Origin of the sequence: Falsirhodobacter deserti (genome assembly GCF_004015795.1) — a bacterium.
In the GTDB taxonomy this organism is placed as follows: Bacteria; Pseudomonadota; Alphaproteobacteria; order Rhodobacterales; family Rhodobacteraceae; genus Falsirhodobacter; species Falsirhodobacter deserti.
In genome coordinates, this window is record NZ_ML137219.1 from 158,312 (window position 1) to 178,665 (window position 20,354).

Annotated in this window: 16 protein-coding genes, 2 pseudogenes and 1 riboswitch; of the genes and pseudogenes, 13 read left to right on the top strand and 5 right to left on the bottom strand. The window is 60.8% G+C overall.

Annotated elements, in window-relative coordinates:
* Positions 1-465: 465 nt before the first annotated feature.
* Positions 466-711, bottom strand: coding sequence for a hypothetical protein (locus JX25_RS14880; protein WP_164876142.1), 246 nt, complete (start codon positions 709-711; stop codon positions 466-468).
* Positions 708-1,058, bottom strand: a complete 351-nt coding sequence (locus tag JX25_RS12320; RefSeq protein ID WP_128255400.1) for an ArsR/SmtB family transcription factor — start codon at positions 1,056-1,058, stop codon at positions 708-710. The genes JX25_RS14880 and JX25_RS12320 overlap by 4 nt, the downstream gene beginning before the upstream one ends.
* 102 nt (positions 1,059-1,160) lie before the next feature.
* Here JX25_RS12320 and JX25_RS12325 point away from each other — a divergent pair, with 102 nt between their 5' ends.
* The 3 genes and pseudogenes from JX25_RS12325 to JX25_RS12335 all read left to right on the top strand — a co-directional run.
* Positions 1,161-2,258, top strand: coding sequence for an NADH:flavin oxidoreductase/NADH oxidase (locus JX25_RS12325; protein ID WP_128255401.1), 1,098 nt, complete (start codon positions 1,161-1,163; stop codon positions 2,256-2,258).
* A gap of 132 nt (positions 2,259-2,390) precedes the next feature.
* Positions 2,391-3,383 (top strand): zinc-dependent alcohol dehydrogenase family protein, encoded by a 993-nt coding sequence (locus JX25_RS12330; RefSeq protein ID WP_128255402.1) that lies wholly within the window; start codon positions 2,391-2,393, stop codon positions 3,381-3,383.
* A 321-nt stretch (positions 3,384-3,704) separates the two neighbouring features.
* Positions 3,705-4,138, top strand: a pseudogene (locus JX25_RS12335) (transposase); the annotation flags it as partial.
* On the opposite strand, the gene JX25_RS12340 reads toward JX25_RS12335, so the two are convergent.
* Positions 4,087-4,719, bottom strand: a complete 633-nt coding sequence (locus JX25_RS12340; RefSeq protein ID WP_128255403.1) for an SIR2 family protein — start codon at positions 4,717-4,719, stop codon at positions 4,087-4,089. The pseudogene JX25_RS12335 and the gene JX25_RS12340 overlap by 52 nt on opposite strands.
* 1,201 nt (positions 4,720-5,920) lie before the next feature.
* On the opposite strand from JX25_RS12340, the gene JX25_RS12345 reads away from it, so the two are divergent.
* Both JX25_RS12345 and JX25_RS12350 read left to right on the top strand, forming a co-directional pair.
* Positions 5,921-6,238, top strand: a complete 318-nt coding sequence (locus JX25_RS12345; protein ID WP_128254754.1) for a transposase — start codon at positions 5,921-5,923, stop codon at positions 6,236-6,238.
* Positions 6,235-7,056: an IS3 family transposase gene (locus tag JX25_RS12350; protein ID WP_164876098.1), complete on the top strand. Its 822-nt coding sequence runs from the start codon at positions 6,235-6,237 to the stop codon at positions 7,054-7,056. Before JX25_RS12345 ends, JX25_RS12350 begins: the two co-directional genes overlap by 4 nt.
* On the opposite strand, the gene JX25_RS12355 is transcribed toward JX25_RS12350, so the two are convergent.
* Positions 7,040-7,333, bottom strand: coding sequence for a hypothetical protein (locus JX25_RS12355; protein WP_128255404.1), 294 nt, complete (start codon positions 7,331-7,333; stop codon positions 7,040-7,042). The genes JX25_RS12350 and JX25_RS12355 overlap by 17 nt on opposite strands.
* 516 nt (positions 7,334-7,849) lie before the next feature.
* Here JX25_RS12355 and JX25_RS12360 point away from each other — a divergent pair.
* The 6 genes and pseudogenes from JX25_RS12360 to JX25_RS12390 all read left to right on the top strand — a co-directional run bounded on the left by JX25_RS12360 (position 7,850) and on the right by JX25_RS12390 (position 15,327).
* Positions 7,850-8,610, top strand: a protein-coding gene (locus JX25_RS12360) for an IS5 family transposase (protein ID WP_128255405.1) whose coding sequence is annotated in 2 segments (ribosomal slippage) — positions 7,850-8,186 and positions 8,186-8,610 — 762 coding nt in all. Because the reading frame shifts where the segments join, the coding sequence is not laid out codon by codon here.
* A 19-nt stretch (positions 8,611-8,629) separates the two neighbouring features.
* Positions 8,630-8,821: pseudogene (locus JX25_RS12365) on the top strand (IS3 family transposase); the annotation flags it as partial.
* Between the two features lie 503 nt (positions 8,822-9,324).
* A complete protein-coding gene (locus JX25_RS12375; RefSeq protein WP_128255406.1) occupies positions 9,325-12,615 on the top strand; it encodes a PAS domain S-box protein in 3,291 nt (1,096 codons plus the stop codon).
* Between the two features lie 234 nt (positions 12,616-12,849).
* Complete coding sequence (locus JX25_RS12380; protein ID WP_128255407.1) at positions 12,850-13,416, top strand: recombinase family protein; 567 nt, start codon at positions 12,850-12,852, stop codon at positions 13,414-13,416.
* Between the two features lie 181 nt (positions 13,417-13,597).
* Entirely contained in the window at positions 13,598-14,740 is a 1,143-nt protein-coding gene (locus JX25_RS12385; RefSeq protein ID WP_128255408.1) for an aminodeoxychorismate synthase component I, read from the top strand.
* The gene (locus tag JX25_RS12390; protein ID WP_241557953.1) at positions 14,698-15,327 is read left to right on the top strand and encodes an aminotransferase class IV family protein; all 630 of its coding nucleotides are present in this window, start codon (positions 14,698-14,700) and stop codon (positions 15,325-15,327) included. Before JX25_RS12385 ends, JX25_RS12390 begins: the two co-directional genes overlap by 43 nt.
* A gap of 304 nt (positions 15,328-15,631) precedes the next feature.
* Here the strand turns inward: JX25_RS12390 and thiC are convergent, their stop codons facing one another.
* Positions 15,632-17,449 carry a phosphomethylpyrimidine synthase ThiC gene (gene thiC / locus JX25_RS12395; protein WP_128253750.1) on the bottom strand — a complete coding sequence of 606 codons (1,818 nt, stop codon included), beginning with the start codon at positions 17,447-17,449 and terminating at the stop codon, positions 15,632-15,634.
* Between the two features lie 89 nt (positions 17,450-17,538).
* Positions 17,539-17,658: riboswitch (TPP riboswitch) on the bottom strand.
* Positions 17,659-17,992: 334 nt separating this feature from the next.
* Between thiC and JX25_RS12400 the strand changes: the two genes are divergently transcribed.
* Both JX25_RS12400 and JX25_RS12405 read left to right on the top strand, forming a co-directional pair.
* Positions 17,993-19,075: an ABC transporter ATP-binding protein gene (locus JX25_RS12400; RefSeq protein WP_128255410.1), complete on the top strand. Its 1,083-nt coding sequence runs from the start codon at positions 17,993-17,995 to the stop codon at positions 19,073-19,075.
* Positions 19,076-19,139: 64 nt separating this feature from the next.
* Complete coding sequence (locus JX25_RS12405; protein WP_128255411.1) at positions 19,140-20,165, top strand: Fe(3+) ABC transporter substrate-binding protein; 1,026 nt, start codon at positions 19,140-19,142, stop codon at positions 20,163-20,165.
* Positions 20,166-20,354 lie beyond the last annotated feature (189 nt).

Genomic DNA, 20,354 nt, shown 5'->3' on the forward strand with positions numbered 1-20,354 from the left:
AACTGAGGGGGGCAGATACCACAACAATAAACAGAGGTCGCAGCACGAGCAGAGACCACGTCTCGAGTGCTGGGCACTTCACCAGGGTGCCACCAGTTCGCCCCCATCAAACTTCGGCATCCCTCGCCTGTGACGAAAGGATCAAACATAACTGTTTGATCCGAGGCGCCGGGGGGACTCCGAATCCCAATCCGAACGATCTTGCCGCTCCCGATAAATACGCGCATCTTTTCGGCGGTGGGCAGTTCGTCAGCTTGTCAAGCAGGTCCTACACCTGGCGTGGCCGTAGGAACCGCGTAGAGCGACTGGCTGGCCGCCATGAAGAGATGGTTGCGCGTCGACCCTCCCAAGTAGAGATTGCCGCAAACCTCGGGCAGACGGATGCGGCCGAGCAGTTTTCCGTCAGGCGAGATCGCTTCAAAAGGCTGTGGGGTGGCTTCTAGGCTGCTGCCAGCGACCTTGTAGTTAGGAGATCCAGCGCCGCCTAGAGTCACGGCGCCCTTCGGGCCGCCCGGCATCGACCATCGCTGCCTGGGGCCCCGGCAGGTCATTCCGCCAGCGGAAAGCGTCGAAATCCCGCCCCGTCACGCCGTCCGAGGCCTCCGAAGCCAGCCATAGAAGCGGCAGGACGATGATCCCCGGGTCGAGGAGCTTCCGCCGCTCGGCCTCTGGGAAGCCCTCCTGGATCATGCCCGGATGGCTTTGCTTCAAGCGCCTCCACCTTTTGCCTCATCCTCCGCCTCCTTGCCAGCATTCACCCCTATTGCGCCCAGCACTGCATCGAGCAGTCCCGGGAAGCGCAGGTCCAGCTCGGCGCGGCGCAAGGTGTTGATATGCATGGTGCCTTTGATTCGGGTTCTGATGAGGCCGCTGTCGCGCAACACCCGGTAGTGATGGGACATGCTCGACTTCGGCCTGCCGGCATTGAGCATGGTACACGTGGCCTCGGTCATCGTTGCCAACCGGTTGACGATCTCGGTCCGGACGGGGTCGCTCAGCGCCTGAAACATATGCTCCAGAGCGACGTTCTCGATTGCAGGGTGATGGAGTTCTTTCATCGGCAGGCTGATAGCACAGGTTGTATGGTCATCCTAACGTTCGCTTGTATTCGAACAATAGAATAATTAGGTGGTTAAGCTGCTTTCTGATGGAGAATGCCCATGCCGACCCTGTTCGATCCGTTCAGCCTCAAGGGTTCTACCCTGCGCAACCGCATCGCCGTCTCGCCCATGTGCCAGTACATGGCCGAAGAAGGCGAGGTGAACGACTGGCACCGCGTTCACTACGAAGGGCTTGCGCGTGGCGGCGCAGGGCTTGTCGTAGTGGAGGCGACGGCCGTTTCGCCGGAAGGACGAATCACGCCTGCCGACCTCGGTCTGTGGAACGACGCGCAGGCGGAGAAGCTCCGCCCGGTGGTCGCGGCCATCAAGCGTTGGGGTGCGGTGCCGGGCATTCAGATCGGCCACGCCGGCCGCAAGGCAAGCGCCAACCGGCCTTGGGAGGGAGACGACCACATTCCCGAAGGGGATTCCCGAGGGTGGGAAACGATCTCACCTTCGCCGCTCGCGTTCGGCGGCGACCTGCCGCGGGTGCCGACGGAGATGACAGTTGAAGAAATCGCCCGCGTCCGCAGCGATTTCGTTGCCGCCGCAACACGCGCGCGCGACCTCGGGTTCGAGTGGCTCGTGCTCCACTTCGCGCACGGCTACCTCGCTCAGAGCTTCTGGTCGGATCACGCCAATCAGCGCAGCGACGAGTATGGCGGAAGTGCGGAAAACCGCGGCCGCTTCCTGCTCGAAACGCTAGCCGCCGTGCGCGAGGTCTGGCCGGAGGACCGCCCCCTCACCGCGCGTTTTGGCGTGATCGAGTTCGACGGCCGAGATGAGGAGACGCTCGCCCAATCTATCGGCCTGGTTCAGCAGTTCAAGGCTGCCGGGCTCGACTTCATTGATGTCTCGATCAGCTTTTCAACGCCGCATGCCAAGATCCCATGGGGTGCCAGCTTCATGGCCACGATCGCGGAACGCGTGCGGCGGGAGACCGGGCTGCCGAGCTCGACCAGCTGGTATATCAGCGACGCCGAGCAGGCAAACGCGTTGATCAGCAAGGAGCAGGTCGACCTCGTGATGCTCGGCCGGCCGCTGCTGGCTGACCCGCATTGGCCGTATGCCGCCGCGCGCAAGCTTGGCTTGGAGCACCCCGCCTCCGTCCTGCCTGCGCCTTACGCTCACTGGCTGGAGCGTTACCGCACAGCCTGATTTTTATGGGCGGCCTGATCTCATCTGTTCATATGGGTTCAGGCCGAAAGGCGACTCTGGCGCTTTGAGGTTAGGCATGTAACCTGACGCGCCCGATCCGGCGCTGAGACACAACATGCAAGGAGAATGAGTATGACCAGAGTTGTGCGCTTTCACGAATACGGCGAACCTGACGTGCTGCAGATCGACGACATCGAGGTCTCACCTCCGGCTGCCGATGAGGTGCAGATCAACGTCCGGGCCATCGGTCTGAACCGGGCCGAGGTGATGTTCCGGCGGAACGCCTATCTTCAGGAAGCAGAGTTCCCGTCACAGCTGGGATATGAGGCCGCCGGCACCATCAAAGCGCTTGGACACGAGGTCGAGAATTTTGCCGTCGGTGATATCGTCAGTGTCATTCCGACCTTGGATATGGCGCGGTGGGGAACCTACGGCGAGATCATCAACGTTCCGGCCCGCCACGTCGTTCGGCATCCCGAGAACCTGACCTACGAGCAGGCTGCCGCATCCTGGATGCAGTATGTCACGGCTTGGGGCGCGCTTATCGAGCAGGCAAAGCTTTCTGCCGGTGAATTCGTGATCGTTTCAGCCGCATCGAGCAGCGTGGGCATCGCGGCGATCCAGGTCGCCCGCAGCGTGGGCGCCAACGTGATTGCAACGACCCGGACACATGCAAAGGCGGAAGCGCTGCGCAGCGCCGGTGCTCATCACGTCATTGCAACAGCGGAAGAGGACCTGCCGGCTCGTGTCAACACGATCACGGAGGGCAAGGGCGCGCGCGTTGTCTTCGATCCGATCGGCGGACCAGCCATTGCGCAACTGGCCGATTGCATGAGCGTCGGCGGCATCCTGTTGGAATACGGCGCGCTCAGCTCCACCGAAGGACCGTTCCCTCAATTTGCAGTGCTTGGGAAAAGCCTGACGCTGAAAGGTTATCTCTACACTGAGATCGTCTCTGACGATGCGATCCTTGAGCGGGCAAAGTCCTTTATCAACGACGGCCTGCGGTCTGGTACTTTGGCGCCTCTGATATCCCGCACCTTTGCCTTCGATGAGATCCAGGAAGCCACCCGCTTTCTGGAAAGCAACGAACAGGTCGGAAAGATCGTCGTTCGTGTAGAGTAAAGCGGTGTCCCCTTATCGTGTTAGGCGGTGAGGGGGCAAACGTCGGCAAAGGGCTTAGGCTGTTTGGAAACTCGTCGTCGATGACCGTTTAGACTGCGGCGAGGATGAAGAAGATGTCGCACCACGGGGCGGATCTCCACAGGGAGTGCGGCCTTCTTCAGGCCTTCACCGCTTCCATCAGCCCTTGGATCCCGATCAGCGCCACCATCCGCTTGATGTTGTAGGCGAAGACGTTCAGAGGTGGTCCAGGAGATCCGGACAGCCGGGATAAGTGGATTTTCCGCGCAACAGCGGCATGATGCTGCGAGCGAGGAGATGACCATGGCAAGACGACCGCGCCGGAACCACAGCCCGGCATTCAAGGCGAAAGTGGCGGTGGCAGCGATCAAGGGCGAGAAGACTCCGATTGAACTGGCGCAGGATTTCGACGTCCATCCCAACCAGATCAAGCAGTGGCGCGATCAGCTGCTCGAGGGCGCGACCGGAGTGTTCGGTGATGGCCTGAAGGCTGAGCCGGAACCGGTGATCGACGTGAAGACCCTGCAGGCCAAGATCGGAGAGCTGACGCTGGAGAACGATTTTTTGTCCGTCGCGCTCGGCAAGGCGGGTCTTCTGCCGAGCGCAAGAAAATGATCGACCCCACCGCGAAGCTCAGTGTCAGCCGCCAGGCCATCGTGCTGGGGATCAGTCGGAGCAGCGTCTATTACAAGCAGCGTCCGGTCGCGGATGCCGATCTGAAGCTGATGCACCGGATCGGCATTGATGATGTAACCGCCCCCCGACGGCATCTGTGTGCCAAGGTGGGTCTATCAGGATCCACAAGGGGAGCGGTCATGTCGGAGATTATCACGGTCCGGCTCATCGCGTCGCTGCGGAATTTCACATCAAGCGGGCTGTCGAAGGAGAGGCGGCTGAAGTAATCGCTTTCGGTCAGCACGAGGCTTTCGTCGTCGTCAAAATCGCCATGGAACTTGACAATCTGGGTGCTTTGGCTGTCGGCAAGCGCGATGTCGCGTGCATTGGCGATCTTGGCAAAGCTGCGGCCGTGCAGCCCGAAAGCAACCTCAAGGTTGCGGTCGTAGTTGGTCGTGTAGATCAATGGAAAATCCAGCGAAACGATCAAGTCGTGAATGCTCGAATGCTGGACCTGCTCCTCGGAGACCTTCCATTCCCGATCCATCCAGCTGCGCAACGCACCAATGCTTCCCCGACGGATGCGGTAATATTCCGCCACCACCTGATGGGTGCTGCCGGGAAGCAGCCCGTCCGTCGGTAGGTCCAGTTCGCGCACCATATGGTCGACCAGTCTCTGCCACGAGGGCAGCCCCACGACCATCGATACACCCGCACCGACGAAGAGAATGGCCCGGCGTTCCCGGATGGATCGGGCAAGATCGTCAAGATCGTCCGACAACTCATATGGCCCCCTGCGAACGTAAGGAGGGCGCGCCCTCCGCCTTCACGCGGCTTCAGCCTCAGCATTCACAGCCAGGGGATCAGCCAGCTTTTCCGCCAGCTCGGTCATGAGCGGGTCTCGCGCTCCTCCAGCGTCTGCTCCGTCAACTCAATGACGTTATGAAGGATGCCGATCCGGCATCCTCGGACATCAAGAACAGGTTTGGCGTGTTAACGTTCAGCCCTCTCCATCAGCCAAACGCGGCCTCGTGAGGCAAAGATTCGGATCATGTTCATGACGGTCGCTGTCGTCGCTTCCGTCTGGAGGGCGATGAGCCGCATTCGTTGCCTCCCGATCCCGACAAATGAGGTGCTTTGGTTGCAGTGACGCCGATGCGGCCCTCATCCCATATCCATGGCAGTGACGGTGAAACCCTGAACGCTTCCATTGCTTCACTAAGGCGGGGGTGAAGGCCATTCATCCGCCATTCCCGTCGCGAACCGCGTGGTCGTGCGCGCCCGGCAGCGGCCTCCCGATCCTCATTGTCGCTGATCGTTCGATGGTTGCTGCGACCTGCCGGTGTGCAAGACTCGTCGTGATGCGCGGTGCTTTAACCCGGGACGCGGCTTCGCAAAAGCGAACGGAGCACAGCCCCCAGATCATCGCCGGAGAAGGGCTTGGCCAGCACGGGAGTGGCTTCGAAGCCGACGGGCAGAGCCTCACGGCCATAGCCGGTGGCGAAGGCGAAGGGAATTCCACGCCTTGTGAGGATCTGCGCCAGATCGTCGGTCCGCAGCCCGTTCAGGTTTGCGTCGACCAGCGCCGCATCGAAGGTGGCCTGTTCCGCGAGGTGCAGGGCCTGTTCCAGCGTCGCCGCAGGCCCGACGACGCCGGCCTCCAGGCCACCACGCTCTCCCGAAGAAGGGGCGCCAGTCGCTTGTCGAAGCTATATGTTAGCATCCCATGCCGCCTCTCGCTATCGACCATGTCGTTACCGCCGAGCAGCTGCACGCGGGTCGTGCGACCGTCGATCCCACGCACGATGACAACGGTTTTCATTAGCGCCTCAATGCTATCGCTGATGCGCTCGTGTATCGACCCAGTGAAAATCTGCTCATGCTATAAGGAGTAAAACGTAGCGATGAGTGGACCATTGGAAGACGTCGTCAAACGGTGGACGGCCAAGCGCAAGTCGGCGCTGGTTATCGAGATCATTCAAGGCAAGACGACGGTGGCGGAAGCCAGTCGCAGTTTTGACCTTTCCCCGTCCGAGATTGAGGGTTGGGTCGATGATGCCCGTCGGGGCATGGAGAATGCGCTTCGGGCGAACCCGCTCGATGTCCGGCAGGAATACGAGAAGCAGCTTCGCGACCTGCAGGAAGCCTATGGCGAAGCGATGTTGGAACTCCGCGCCCGAAAAAAGTTGGCGGCCCTCATGGAGCGGGAGGACGACAATTGATCCGGACGCTCCATGAGGGCCTGCTGGCGGACGGGATCCGGGTATCGCTGGTGAAGCTCTGCGCATGGTTCGGCGTGCCGCGGCGGACCGTCTACTACAAGCCGACCAAGGCCGCCCCGAAGATCAATCTTGGCTTCGCCGAGCCAATCAAGGCCATGATCGAGGAGAACCCCTCCTTCGGCTACCGCACGGTGGCGTTCCTGCTGGGCTTCAACAAGAACACCGTGCAGCGGATTTTCCAGCTGAAGAACTGGCAGGTCCGCAAGCGGCCCATTGGCATGCGGCCCCGCATCCAGGCGATGCCATCCGTCGCCACGGCGCCGAACGAACGCTGGTCCACCGACCTCTGCCGGATCTGGGCTGGCAAGGACGGCTGGACCTCGCTGGCATTGGTCATCGACTGCCACACGCGTGAGCTTCTCGGTTGGCACCTGTCGCGCACCGGCAAGGCAACCACGGCAGCCAGCGCGTTAGAACACGCCCTGATCAGCCGCTTCGGCACCCTCGGACGCGTCAACCGCGAGTTCCTGCTGCGGTCGGACAATGGCCTGGTCTTCACCAGCCGCCACTACACGGCATTGGTCCGTAGCTACGGGCTAAAGCAGGAGTTCATCACCCCGCATTGTCCGCAGCAGAACGGCATGGTCGAGCGTGTGATCCGGACGCTGAAAGAGCAGTGCGTGCATCGGCACCGCTTCGAAAGCATCCAACACGCTGCCCGCGCGATCGGCGATTGGATCCAGTTCTACAACACCCGCCGCCCGCATCAGGCACTTGCAATGCGAACACCTGCCGAGGCATTCAGATTAGCGGCATAACCTGAGCAGATTCTGCTGGGTCGATACACTCGTTCCCAGCGTGGGTGCCTCGAAGCTCAGAAAGAGGAATGGAGAAGTCTCTGCCTTCAAACCCCATGTCCGGGCCGAAAGCATTGGCCAGCAGGCGGTTGTAGAGGCGCCGCGCAGCGAGAGAGAGGCCCGTTGCGCCTTGGATATCGATCAGCTCGGCGGGCTTGATCATCTCGCCGTTTAAGGGGCGCACTTCAAGCGTCCGGCGCAGATTATAACTTTTGGGGTGATCTTCTGCTTGCACCATGCCTGCCTGTCTCGCTTTTTGCAGGCGATGATAGTCATTTTCTTGATCTGGAGAAGCCCCGGAAGATAAATCACCCCATCGGTTACAATGCGGTGGTAAATGTCTGCACCAAAATCACCCCACTGGTTACGATAGATCACCCAGTAAGTTACAGAAAATCACCCGAATTGTTTCGATAGATCACCCGATTAGTTATCGTCATGGAAATTATACAAGTTGTTTCAGTAGCCTATCCCTGCCGAAGAAGAAGAAAGAGAAGAAAGAAGAGACCGGAAAAGGTGACACACAACATGTCCCCTAATTCCAAGGCCCCTGGACCCAGTCCTACGAATGCACTGGCCTTCTCAGACCTTCCATGCACCTGCGCATACTCGATCTCCGACAGCATCTTGATGATGCCGAGACGAATACCCGGATCAGCTGCCACCTCGCCATGATCGAAGTGGGGGCTCCTCGTCTGCAAGCACCCTGGCGGAAGGGGTCGAAAGCCCCACCGATCTACTGCTTTGGATGAACATGCGAGACAAGCGATACTTCTGGCTGAGCGCGCGGCAGATGCAACGACTTCAGCCGTTCTTTCCCAAGGTGCGAGGCCGGGCGCGGTCCGACGACTGCAAGGTGCTGAGTGGGATCATCTACGTCAAGCGCTATGGGCTGCGGTGGCAGGATGCGCCTTCTGTCTATGGGCCCTATAAGACTCTGTATAACCGGTTCGCCCGCTGGTCTCGAATGGGCATCTTTGTCCGGATATTTCAGGAACTGGCGCAGCCCGGCAACCATGGCGACACGTTGATGATCGACAGCACATTCCTGAAAGCGCACCGCACCGCAGCAAGCCTGCGAAAAAAGGGGGCCGTCCGCGGGCGATCGGACGCACGAAAGGCGGCCTGAACTCCAAGCTGCACATGCTCAGCGACGGCGAAGGCCGCCTGCTGAACGTCTTCCTCTCCCCAGGCCAGATGGCCGACAGCCGAGGTGCCCTCGTGCTGCTACGCCATCTGCCGAAAGCGAAGCGCTTCCTGGGTGACAAGGCTTATGATGCCGACTGGCTGCGCGATGACCTCAAGAACCGTGGCATCCGTCCCTGCATCCCGCCCAGGAAGAAGCGCAGAAAACCGGCCAGATACAACAAGCGCCTCTATCGCAAGCGCTACCGCATCGAGAATGCCTTCGGTCGTCTGAAGGACTGGCGTGGGGTCGCGACCCGCTATGAGCGCTGCGGGGACATCTTCCTCAACGCCATCATCCTGGCCGCGATCATCATCTTCTGGATATGAAACTTATAGGGATGGACCCTATGATAACTCAGCTGTCGAAAGCTTCTTCAAATCCCTGAAGGCCGAACTGATCTGGCGCTAGGATTGGCACACCCGGCGCGACGTTGAGATCGCACTCTTCGAATACATCAACGGTTTCTACAACCCGCGCCGGAAACACTCGACCTTGGGCTGGACATCACCCGTGGCCTTCGAACAACGGGCCGCATAACATGAGCACCCGACCGGAACAGAACCGGCGCAGGTCCAAGCTCTTCGCGTTCCTGATCTGTGAGCCAAACGAGGTCGTGGGTCAGATCCATCCCAAGGCCATGCCGGTGATACTGATCACGCAGGACGAGGTCGAGATGTGGCTGAGCGCGGACTGGCGATTGGCGCAGGCTCTGCAGCGGCCGCTCCCTGATACCCTTCTATTAGCTACCTCTTAATTTATCTGTCATAGCTGAACGCTAGTGCCCTAAGCTGCATGCCGTCACCGATACAACCTGACCGCCCAACGCCTCTACAAAGTGCTTTACAATGGCGCGCATCATAGCCGCAGCATCATGTGGCCAGTCTTTCCAGACAAGTAGTTTCACCGCTTTTGAGTCTGTAGAAAACAGCCCGGACCCGATCGGGCGATCATCATGCTGGCCCGCCCTCCCAGTCCGGGGCGGAATACCGGCGAGAGTTGACGATATTCAGACCGGCCCACATGAGAAAGAACAAGCGTAAATGGCACGCCTCACAACAGCCGACCGTTCTGACCAAGCCCGTGGCCCTTCTTCCGCACCCGGGGATACCACACAACCTCACTCTGCAGGGTATGAAACCTCGTCATCGGACCTTCCCGGAGAGATACTGGGAAGTCTGATCAACGGCGTTCCGGACCCGATCGCAGTGAAAGACAGGGATGGCCGCTTCGTCCTGATGAACGACGCGATGTGCGCGCTATTGGGGCGCAGCCGCGATGAGGTGCTGGGGCGGACCGACTTCAATTTCCTTCCCGAGGAGCAGGCGCGGGGCTTCCGCGCGGACGATCAACACGTTCTGACGACCGGCGAGGAACGCGACGTTGAAGAGGAACTGACGTCGGCCGACGGCCGCGTCCAGCTTCTCAGAACCCGCAAGCGCTGGATTTGGCTTCCTGGACCAACGGGACGGGCACCCTTTGTCCTCGCGACCATACAGGACATCACCGAGAGCCGGCGGGCCGAGATGGCGCTGCGGGAGAGTGAGGCCCACTTCCGGTCGATGGCCGATGGCGCGCCCGTGATGATCTGGATGAGTGACCCGAGCGGCGCCGGCATCTTCTGCAACAAGATGTGGCTTGCGCTGACCGGGCAGAGTTATGAGGAGGCGCTTGGCTATGGGTGGCTGAAGGCCATTCATCCTGACGACCAGAAGAGGGTGGAACAGATCTTCCTGGCCGCGAGCGCGCGTCGGGAGCCCTATCAGGCCGAGTACCGTCTGCGGACCGTGAGCGGGTCATGGGCCTGGGTGATTGATGTGGGGCAACCGCGCTTTGATGCGCACGGGAACTTCCAGGGCTATGTCGGTTCTGCTCTCGACATCACGGAGCGGCAGGAGATCCAGGCCGCCCTGCAGGAAAGCGAGGAGCACTATTGGCACTCGGTCGAGTTGAACCCTCAGATCCCGTGGATTGCAGATCCACAGGGGAACATCGTGGAGGTCTCCAACCGCTGGTGTGCCATGACGGGGGTCTCTCTTGATCAGGCCCTCGGGCAGAGTTGGACCCGTGCGCTGTATCCTGACGACATTGCGCAGACAGTCCGTCTTTGGAGCACGGCTTTGTTGAGCGGGACGCCCGTGGACGTCGAGTATCGTCTGCGAAGCGCTGACGGAAGCTATCGGTGGTTCAGGGCGCGCGCCGCGCCTCGTCACGATGACTCCGGTGCGATCCTGCGGTGGTATGGCACAATTGAGGATATTCACGAGCACAAGCAGGCGACACTGGCCCTGCAGGAGCGCGAACGGCAGCTTCAGACCGTGTTCAACCAGGCGGTTGTCGGCCTCATGCACCGTGACCAGAGCAACCGGGTGCTCATGATCAACCAGCACTACTGCGAGATCCTGGGCCGGGCCCGGGAGGAGCTCGAGGGCGTGTCCATGATCCAGTTCACGCATCCCGAGGACGCCAAGTGGCAAGCGCCACTGCTGCAGCAACATGAAGCCACCGGTGAGCCGCTTCAGCTGGAGAAACGCTATCTCCGACCGGACGGCTCCGTCGTCTGGTGCAAGGTCAACGTCTCCTATGTGCGTGACGACGCTGGCGCGGTTGCCGGGACGATCACCGTGGCGGAGGACATCACCGCCCACAAGCTGGCGGAGGAGCGCGCTCAAGAGGCCCACAGTCTTCTGCAAGAGGTGATCGACAGCGTGGACGACCTGATCTTCGTCAAGGATCGGAACGGGCTCTTCCTGGCGGCAAACCTGAAGTTCGGCGGTGCCAAGATCATAGGGAAATACGATCATGAGTTGTACGAGCCGGAGATTGCCGAAAAATATCGTTCGGATGATCTTCGGGTCCTTGCAAGCGGCCGCAAACTGAGCGTTGAGGAGGACGTTCCCGGGGAGACTGTTCGACACTATCACACCGTCAAGGTGCCGTGGCGCAAAAACGGCGACATCATCGGCGTCATCGGCATCGCCCGAGACATCACGGAGCGGAAGAAAACCGAGGAGCGCCTGCGGTGGGCGGCCCATCACGATGAGCTGACCGGCCTGCCGAACCGTCGGCTGTTCCAGAAGAAAATCAAGGATGCCTTCGAAAAGACCATGGCCGGGCAGCGCCGGGTCGGCCTGCTGTCCTTGGACGTGGATCACTTCAAACAGATCAATGACAAGTTTGGGCACGATGTGGGCGACATCTTCCTGAAGGGCTTTGCCGACCGCCTGCGTCAGGCGGTGGGGCGCCAAGGTGTGATAGCCCGGCTCGGCGGGGATGAATTTGCGGTTCTTCTGCCTGATATCGGTGGAGAAGACGACGTCAGGAGGATCGCGCAAGCCATCCTCGCTCACATGCACGAACCCCTCTCGCTCCACGGGAATATCTTGGACTGCCGCACCAGCATCGGCGGCACGGTTACTGTCTTCAAGCGGGATGAGGACCCTGATGAGTTGCGCAAGCAGTCCGATCTTGCCCTTTACGCCAGCAAGGCATCGGGCCGGGGCATCTTCACCATGTTCCGCCCGGCGATGCGCGAAGATGAGCAGAAAGTGGCGTCCGCTCTTCGGGTGGCGGGCCAGGCGGTCGCCTTCGACTGGATTATGCCTCACTATCAGCCAAAGGTCGACCTGCGTTCCGGCCGTTTGAGCGGCTTTGAGGCTTTGCTGCGCTGGCACCCCCCTGGCACCGGCATCCAGCCGCCTCACATGATCGCGCCCGCCTTTGACAACACCGATCTCGGCATCAGCATCGGCATGCGCATCCGGTCCTGTGTGTTCCAGCACCTCCAGAAGTGGCGGGGTTCAGGCACCGAGGTTGGACGGATCGCAATCAACGTCTCTGCAGCCGAGTTCCGGCGCGATGACTATGCCGAGCAGGTTCTGGACGAACTGGACCGCGCCGGCCTCCCGACGCGTTGCCTTGAGGTCGAGGTGACCGAAGGCGTGTTCCTAGGGTATGGAGCCGACTTCGTGAAACGAGCCTTGCGCAAGCTCAGCGACGCGGGGGTGACCATCGCATTGGATGACTTCGGCACAGGTTATGCCTCCCTGTCGCACCTGAAGCAGTTCCCCGTCGACGTTCTCAAGATCGACCGGTCCTTTGTGATGGACATGGAAAGGGACGCCAGCGACGCGGCCGTTGTCAAAGCGGTTCTGAGCCTCGGACTGAACCTCGATCTCCAAGTGGTCGCCGAAGGGGTCGAGACGGTTGAACAAGTGGCCCTCCTGCGTCAACTGGGCTGCAGCACCGCCCAAGGATATCACTTCGGCCGGCCCATGGCCGTCACCGACGTGACGCGCTTCATCTCCTCGTGGGATGGCAGCAAGGTCTGGTAAATGTCTCAGCCATGAGACGATGACGACCGAACATTCGGAACTTGGGGGTGGCCGCCGGCCGCCTCAAGATTATGGCCTTATCAAGGCCGGTGATGAAGTAGATACTATGTCCAGCCATCCCTGTTCAAAACCGAACGGTTTTGAACAGGGATGGGGAAGGGTGCTCAAAACGGGTCTTGCACGGGGGTTGTGAACATCTAAGATGTGATCGACCCTTCTGAACAGTTTTGGCCCATGTCCCGCACCTTTGCCTATGTCCGCGTCTCCACCATCCAGCAGACCATCGAGAACCAGGTGCAGGAGCTGGAGACAGCCGGCTTCACCATTCCGAAGCACCGGATCATTTCGGAAACCGTCTCGGGCAGTGTCCCTGCACAGCAGCGTCCGATGTTCGCCCGCCTGATCGACCGGCTGGAGCAGGGGGATGTGCTGGTGGTCACGAAGATGGATCGGCTCGGCCGGGACGCCATGGACGTGGCGCAGACCGTGACCCTTCTGGGCAAGATGCAGGTGCGTGTTCACTGTCTCGCCTTAGGCGGCAGTGACCTGACCAGTCCCGCGGGACAGTTCACCATGACCATCCTGAACGCCGTCGCACAGTTTGAGCGGGAGTTGCTGATCGAGCGGACCCATGCAGGCATGGCCCGCGCCCGATCTCAGGGAAAGATCATCGGCCGCCCCTCTACGCTGTCGGAGACTCAGAAGCAGAGCATCCGTGCCGAGCTTGATGCTGGGGTGACGGTTTCGGATCTTGCCCGCCGCTATGGATGCAGCCGCATGACAATAGCCCGCTGTCGCTAAAGCCCAATGCAGACGTTCACCTTGCAACATGGCAGGCGATACAATGGGACTTTTTAAGCATCGCAGTGTAGCGTCGAGATCGGCTTAAACGAAGGATGGGATCATTCCTTCTGGACATGGGTTTCGTGGCGGGTGATTGAACGCGCGCAACAGCATAGCCCTGATCGTAATGGCACATGGAATGATCCTGCTTGAGGATGGTCCGGATGGCGCGCCCTCAGTTTTTGCGCATCCTGCTCGGGTGATCACCGTCAAGACGGCGGCTGAGGTCGAGCCTGCCCTTCGCACTCTGGAGCAGGCACGTCGCGACGGCGCATGGATTGCTGGCTGGATGGGGTATGAAGCTGGCCTTGCGCTTGAACCCCGGCTTACCCCCTACATTCGGACGCCCCAAGCCGAACCCCTCTTGGCTTTCGGCCTTTTCGAGGGGCCGAGCGATCCCGCGCCGGTTCTGGCGCGTGCAATATCTGACGCGCCGCAGACGCGGCTTGGGCCGATAGCATCGTTGATAGAACGAGCCGATTACGACGCTGCCTTTGCGCGAGTGGCGAGTTACATTGCCCGAGGTGATTGCTATCAGGTCAATCTGACTTTTCCGTTCGCCAGCCGTCTGCAGGCTGGAACGCCGCTCGGTCTCTATGGCGCATTGCGTGGTATCCAGCCCGTCGGCCATGGAGGATTCGCTGATATGGGTGGGGGGCCGGTTCTCGTCTCCCGTTCGCCCGAACTGTTTGTGCGGTTGGAGCCCGATGGACTGATAGAGGCGCGCCCGATGAAAGGCACGGCCCCACGCCACAACGATCCTATGCAGGATGTGGCTTTGGCGCAAAATCTTTACGGCGACGAGAAAACACGCGCCGAAAATTTGATGATCGTCGATTTGTTGCGCAACGATATCGCCCGCCTCTCCGTACCTGGATCGGTTCGTGTGCCCAAGCTTTTTCATATCGAAACGCTGAGCACGGTCCATCAGATGGTTTCTCGGGTGACCGGACGGTTGAGTGACGTCGCCCGATTTGACCGCCTGATGACCGCGCTGTTTCCCTGCGGGTCGATCACCGGCGCGCCGAAGATACGTGCCATGGAGATTATTGCCGAACTGGAACCGCATCCGCGTGGAGCCTATTGCGGAACGATGGGTTGGATGGCTCCCGATGGCCGTGCCAGTTTCAACGTCATGATCCGCACAATGCGCGTGTTCCCCAACGGGCATGTGCTGTTGAATGCGGGTGGTGGTGTGGTGCATGACTCGACGGCCGATGGCGAATGGGAGGAGGCGATGTGGAAGACACGCTTTGCGGATCTGACACGCAGCTCAAGCTGATCGAGACGCTTTTCTGGGATGGGCACATCCTGCGAAACTTGCCCTTGCACATGGAGCGGATGACCAAGTCGGCCTGTCGTCTGGGATGGAACAGTGATGCCGCACAGATAGCCTTGGCAGTGACCAGTGCTACCCCCGCATACCCCGCGCGGATGCGTGTGACGCTTGACCGTGCGGGGTATGTCGAGATCACCCATGCCACAATAACGCCTACGAAACCCGTCTGGCGCGTCGGGATGTCGCCGCACCGACTGCGATCCAGCGATCCGTGGCTTCGTGTCAAATCCACACGCCGCGCGCTATATGACAGTCAGCGCGCTGCCCTCTCGTCGGCGTTGGAGGAAGTCATTTTCGCCAACGAACGCGATGAAATCTGTGAGGGCACGATCACCAATCTGTTCTTCGATAAAGGTCAGGGATTGCGCACGCCTCCGTTATCATGCGGCCTGCTGCCCGGGATTTTGAGATCGACACTTCTTGCCTCGGGAGTCTGTCAAGAGGAGGTATTGCTTCGCGCTGATCTGCACCGCTGCCAACTTTGGGTTGGCAATTCGCTGCGGGGTATGATCCGTGCAAGGTTAGAGTAGACGTGTTTCGGCTGCTGCGGCCGCTTCTGGCCGACAATACATACCCTTGTTCCAAGCGCCCCGCGGCGGCGGCGGGATATGGTGACGAGTTCGGGGGACATGGCATTGCCTTCCGATCCTCCGCTCCCGCCCGCATTTCGGAATGATGCAAACGAAGGATAGCACGAAAGGGCGGTTGTCGTCGCATCGAGCCCTATAGCCGACATTGATCGACCGATCATGTTGGCCCATATCTCGACCGTTCGAGTGATGCGGCCCATTGGCGAGGCGCCGCCTTGAAAGCCAGCGCCTCACCTGTTCGCGGCTATGGAACCGCGGCACCCTCTTCCACGGGAATGTAGAGATCGCCACCGTCGCGATACTTCTCGGCCATCCGGTCCATTCCCGCCTGGGCCCGGGCCTCCTCCCGGATGTCGTGGCTGATCTTCATGGAGCAGAACTTGGGTCCGCACATCGAACAGAAATGCGCGACCTTGTGTGCCTCCTTCGGCAGGGTCTGGTCATGGAAAGACCGTGCGGTGTCCGGGTCCAGCGAAAGGTTGAACTGGTCCTCCCACCGGAACTCGAAGCGGGCGCGGGACAGCGCGTCGTCGCGGATCTTCGCTGCGGGATGCCCTTTGGCAAGGTCGGCGGCGTGGGCCGCGATCTTGTAGGTGATGACCCCGGTTTTCACGTCGTCGCGGTCGGGCAGGCCCAGATGTTCCTTCGGGGTGACGTAGCACAGCATCGCGGTGCCGAACCAGCCAATCATGGCGGCCCCGATGCCGGAGGTTATGTGATCATAACCCGGCGCAATGTCGGTCGTCAGCGGCCCAAGCGTGTAGAAGGGCGCTTCGCCGCAGACGTCCAGCTGCTTGTCCATGTTCTCCTTGATCTTGTGCATCGGCACGTGGCCCGGACCCTCGATCATGACCTGGCAGTCGTGCTTCCAAGCGATCTGGGTCAGTTCCCCCAGCGTCTCCAGCTCGGCGAATTGGGCGGCATCGTTGGCATCAGCGATGGAGCCCGGCCGCAGCCCGTCACCGAGGCTGAACGTCACGTCATAGGCCCGCGCAATCTCGCAGATCTCCTCGAAGTGCTCGTAAAGGAAGCTCTCGCGGTGGTGGTGCAGGCACCATTTGGCCATGATCGAGCCGCCACGGCTGACGATGCCCGTCACACGATCCACCGTCAGCGGGATATGCCGCAGCCGGACCCCCGCATGGATGGTGAAGTAGTCCACGCCTTGCTCGGCCTGCTCGATCAGCGTGTCCCGGAAGATCTCCCAGGTCAGATCTTCGGCCACGCCGCCGACCTTTTCCAGCGCCTGGTAGATTGGCACGGTGCCGATCGGAACGGGCGCGTTGCGGATGATCCATTCACGGATGTTGTGGATGTTGCGGCCCGTCGAGAGGTCCATCACCGTATCGGCGCCCCAGCGGATGGCCCAGACCATCTTCTCGACCTCTTCCGCCATGGAGGAGGTGACGGCCGAGTTGCCGATGTTGGCGTTGATCTTCACAAGGAAGTTCCGGCCGATGATCATCGGCTCCAGTTCAGGGTGGTTGATGTTGGCAGGAATGACCGCACGGCCGCGCGCCACTTCGTCACGCACGAACTCCGGGGTCACGTAATCGGGCACCGATGCGCCGAAACTTTCGCCGTCACGGGCCATCTTCTCCCGGATGGCCTCCCGGCCGAGGTTCTCGCGGATCGCGACGAACTCCATCTCCGGCGTCACAATACCCGCCCGCGCGTAGGCGATCTGCGTGACCGCCTTGCCCCCTTTCGCACGCATCGGTCGATGCAGCGCCGGGAACACGGGCGTCAACCGATCAAGGGAAACGAACCCATTATCGGCTGGTTGAACCGGGCGTCCCTCATAGACCTCGGTATCCCCGCGCGACGAAACCCAGCTTTCCCGAAGGCGCGGCAAGCCACGCTCGATGGCGATCTCCGCCCCCGGATCCGTATAAGGACCGGAACAATCGTAAACGGTTACCGGCGGCTCGGCGGCGCTCGGATGCAATGCAATCTCGCGCATTGGCACCCGCATGTCGGGATAAAGAACGCCCGGCTTGAACACCTTGGTTGAAGCGGGCAGCGGACCGGTGGTCACTGTGGGGGTGGGCTGGAACGTCATGTCAGGCTCCTGGCTTTGCAAAGCGTCGGAGACCCAGCACGAACTGGAAGGGGGAATGAGTGCTGCCAACACGTGACCGAAAACCGGCCGCCAGAGCACCCGCACCGTCCCTACGCCAGTGTGAACTGGATCAGGTTCATAGGGTCCCTGCGCTGCCTCGCGGCCTAGCAGTATCTCAGCTCCTTGTCGGAACACCCCTGGTGGAGCCGCGACACTGCCGGTCGACTGGATCGATGTCAATGGCCGGGCGAAGGCCGCGGCGCCTGCCGACGCGGCCGCTACATGACGCCGGAAACACTCGCGCCGGTCTACGATGATCTTACCGTCAGCCTGCCTGCAGCACAGAGCGACTGACCAGCTCGGCCCGCCTCAGACCGCGAGGCCCACCACCAGCTACACCATCAGCTGGGACATCATCGGCCAGTCTCTTGCAGGCAAGATTGTAGTTCTGTTTGCTGGAGAATATTCCCCTGATCGTATAGCACCGGCACGCAAGCTGTCGCCCTTTTCGCGTTGCAGCTGGAATGAACTGGGAGGCACCGCATGCTCGGCAATCTAGCATCTGCGCTTGAGCTTGAACAAGTGTCGCGCCATTTTGATGGCCGGTCCGTTTTATCGGACATCTCGCTTGCGATTCCCTCAGGACGGATCACGTGCCTCCTTGGGCAATCGGGCTGCGGCAAATCGACGTTGCTGAGGATAATCTCCGGCGTGGATCGTCCCGACCCCGGCGGCCGCATCGTTCTGAATGGAGCAGAGGTTGCTGGCCCTACCTGCTTCGTGGAACCCGAAGACCGCCGGATCGGGTTTATGTTTCAAGATTATGCCCTGTTTCCCCACCTGACCGTTGCCGACAACTTGGCCTTTGGTCTGCGCCATCTCTCCGGACCTGAGCGTCGTGGACGCGTGACCGAGGTGGTGGAACGGATCGGCCTGGCTCATCTGCTGGACCGCCATCCCCATTCCCTGTCAGGCGGCGAACAGCAACGGGTAGCTTTGGCCCGGGCGCTCGCCCCTCAACCGGATATTTTGCTGATGGACGAGCCGTTCTCGAACCTTGATCAAGGCCTGCGAGAACGCGTGCGTCGAGAGACTGTCGATATCTTGCGCAAGACTGGCACCACCGCGATCATAGTGACCCATGATCCACAAGAAGCGCTTGCCGTGGGTGATTTGATTGTGCTGATGCGGGCAGGACGCATTGAACAGGTCGGCACTCCGTTCGAGATCTATGACCAGCCCTGCTCGGCCTATGCGGCGGAGTTCATGGGCCCGTGCAATCGTCTGACGGGCCTCTGGTCTGGGGGGCGGATCGAGACGCCCATAGGCACCTTCCCAGCTGATCTGGATTTGCCCGACGGAACGCTGGCCCTTGCCTGCATCCGCCCCCAAGCCTTGTCGATCAGACCTGACGGGCAAGGGATCTCCGCCCGCATCCTGGGCAAGACCTTTACCGGAGAAAGCGAGCAGATCGACATCATGGTGCATCCATTGGCCCAGACGTTGCGGATGCATTCGCATGTGCGCATCCCCATGGGCATTGGCGACAGGGTCAGCCTGCAACTGAACGGGGCCCAGATCCATGTCTTTCCCCAGGATGGGTATGATCCAACGAACCAAACCTGACAAAATTAGTAGACTACCGCCGCAACCTTGGTTATGACCCGTGGGAACGTCCACGGGAGGTCATATGAAAGCTGCATCGATCATTTTAAACGCCACCTTGGCCTCAACAGTCATTCTTGCCGCAGTGGGCGGAGCTCATGGTCAGGAGCTGAACCTCTATACCTCGCGGGAGCCGGGCCTTGTAGAGCCCCTGCTGGCCGACTTTACCGAGTCCACGGGCATCACGGTGAACACCGTCTTTCTCAAGGACGGGCTGGCCGAACGCGTGGCGTCCGAAGGTGAAAGCTCGCCGGCTGATCTGCTGATGGCCGTTGACGTGGGCAACCTGACCGATCTGGTGGAGAAGGGGCTGACCCAGCCGGTGGAGTCCGAGGTCCTGACCTCTGCCATCCCGGACAACCTGCGCGACCCCGGCAACCAGTGGTTCGGCCTGTCGATGCGCGCCCGCGTGGTCTATGCCGTAAAAGATCTCGAGATCGATCACATCACCTATGAAAGCCTGGCCGATCCGGAATGGAAGGGCCGCATCTGCATCCGGTCGGGGCAGCATCCCTACAACACCGCGCTCTTCTCGGCCTTCATGTCGCATCATGACGCGGCCCAGACCGAGGAATGGCTGACGGGCCTCAAGGCCAATCTGGCACGGCAGGCCGGTGGCGGCGACCGCGATGGGGCCAAGGACATCCTTGGCGGCATCTGCGACATCGCGGTCGCGAACTCCTACTATGTCGGCCTGATGCAGTCGGGCAAGGGCGGCGACGAGCAGCGCGCGTGGGGTGATGCGATCAAGGTGATCCTGCCCACCTTCGAGGACGGCGGCACCCATGTGAACATCAGCGGCGCGGCCGTGGCCAAGCATGCCCCCAATCCTGAGCAGGCGGTGCAATTGCTGGAATATCTGGTCTCGGATGAGGCGCAGAAGATCTATGCCGAGGCGAATTATGAATATCCAGTCAAGCCCGGCGCCGCTGTCGACCCGATCATTGCCTCCTTCGGCGAACTGCAGGTTGATCCGACACCGCTGACCGCCATCGTGACAAACCGGAAGGAGGCCAGCGAGCTGGTCGATCGTGTCGGCTTCGACAACTGATACAAGCGGCGGGGCGAAGACTCGTCGCGCCGTGCCAGCGGTTGCACTCGTCTCGGCTGCACTGGCCCTCCGCCTCCGCGGAGGGTCTTGGGCTCTGGCAAGCCTGCTGATCGCGGCGCTGGTCCTTGTGCCTGTGTTGGTTTTGGGCTGGCAGGCGGTCCAAGGCTCCGAGGGCTTGTGGTCTCATCT

Bases quoted from the DNA above. Each gene is read 5' to 3' on its own strand.
- JX25_RS12405 (WP_128255411.1), top strand. From the start codon at position 19,140: ATGAAAGCTGCATCGATCATTTTAAACGCCACCTTGGCCTCAACAGTC.
- JX25_RS12385 (WP_128255408.1), top strand. From the start codon at position 13,598: ATGATCCTGCTTGAGGATGGTCCGGATGGCGCGCCCTCAGTTTTTGCG.
- JX25_RS12340 (WP_128255403.1), bottom strand. From the start codon at position 4,719: ATGGTCGTGGGGCTGCCCTCGTGGCAGAGACTGGTCGACCATATGGTG.
- JX25_RS12330 (WP_128255402.1), top strand. From the start codon at position 2,391: ATGACCAGAGTTGTGCGCTTTCACGAATACGGCGAACCTGACGTGCTG.
- JX25_RS12320 (WP_128255400.1), bottom strand. From the start codon at position 1,058: ATGAAAGAACTCCATCACCCTGCAATCGAGAACGTCGCTCTGGAGCAT.
- JX25_RS12375 (WP_128255406.1), top strand. From the start codon at position 9,325: ATGGCACGCCTCACAACAGCCGACCGTTCTGACCAAGCCCGTGGCCCT.
- JX25_RS12355 (WP_128255404.1), bottom strand. From the start codon at position 7,333: ATGGTGCAAGCAGAAGATCACCCCAAAAGTTATAATCTGCGCCGGACG.
- JX25_RS12400 (WP_128255410.1), top strand. From the start codon at position 17,993: ATGCTCGGCAATCTAGCATCTGCGCTTGAGCTTGAACAAGTGTCGCGC.
- JX25_RS12380 (WP_128255407.1), top strand. From the start codon at position 12,850: ATGTCCCGCACCTTTGCCTATGTCCGCGTCTCCACCATCCAGCAGACC.
- JX25_RS12345 (WP_128254754.1), top strand. From the start codon at position 5,921: ATGAGTGGACCATTGGAAGACGTCGTCAAACGGTGGACGGCCAAGCGC.
- JX25_RS12325 (WP_128255401.1), top strand. From the start codon at position 1,161: ATGCCGACCCTGTTCGATCCGTTCAGCCTCAAGGGTTCTACCCTGCGC.
- thiC (WP_128253750.1), bottom strand. From the start codon at position 17,449: ATGACGTTCCAGCCCACCCCCACAGTGACCACCGGTCCGCTGCCCGCT.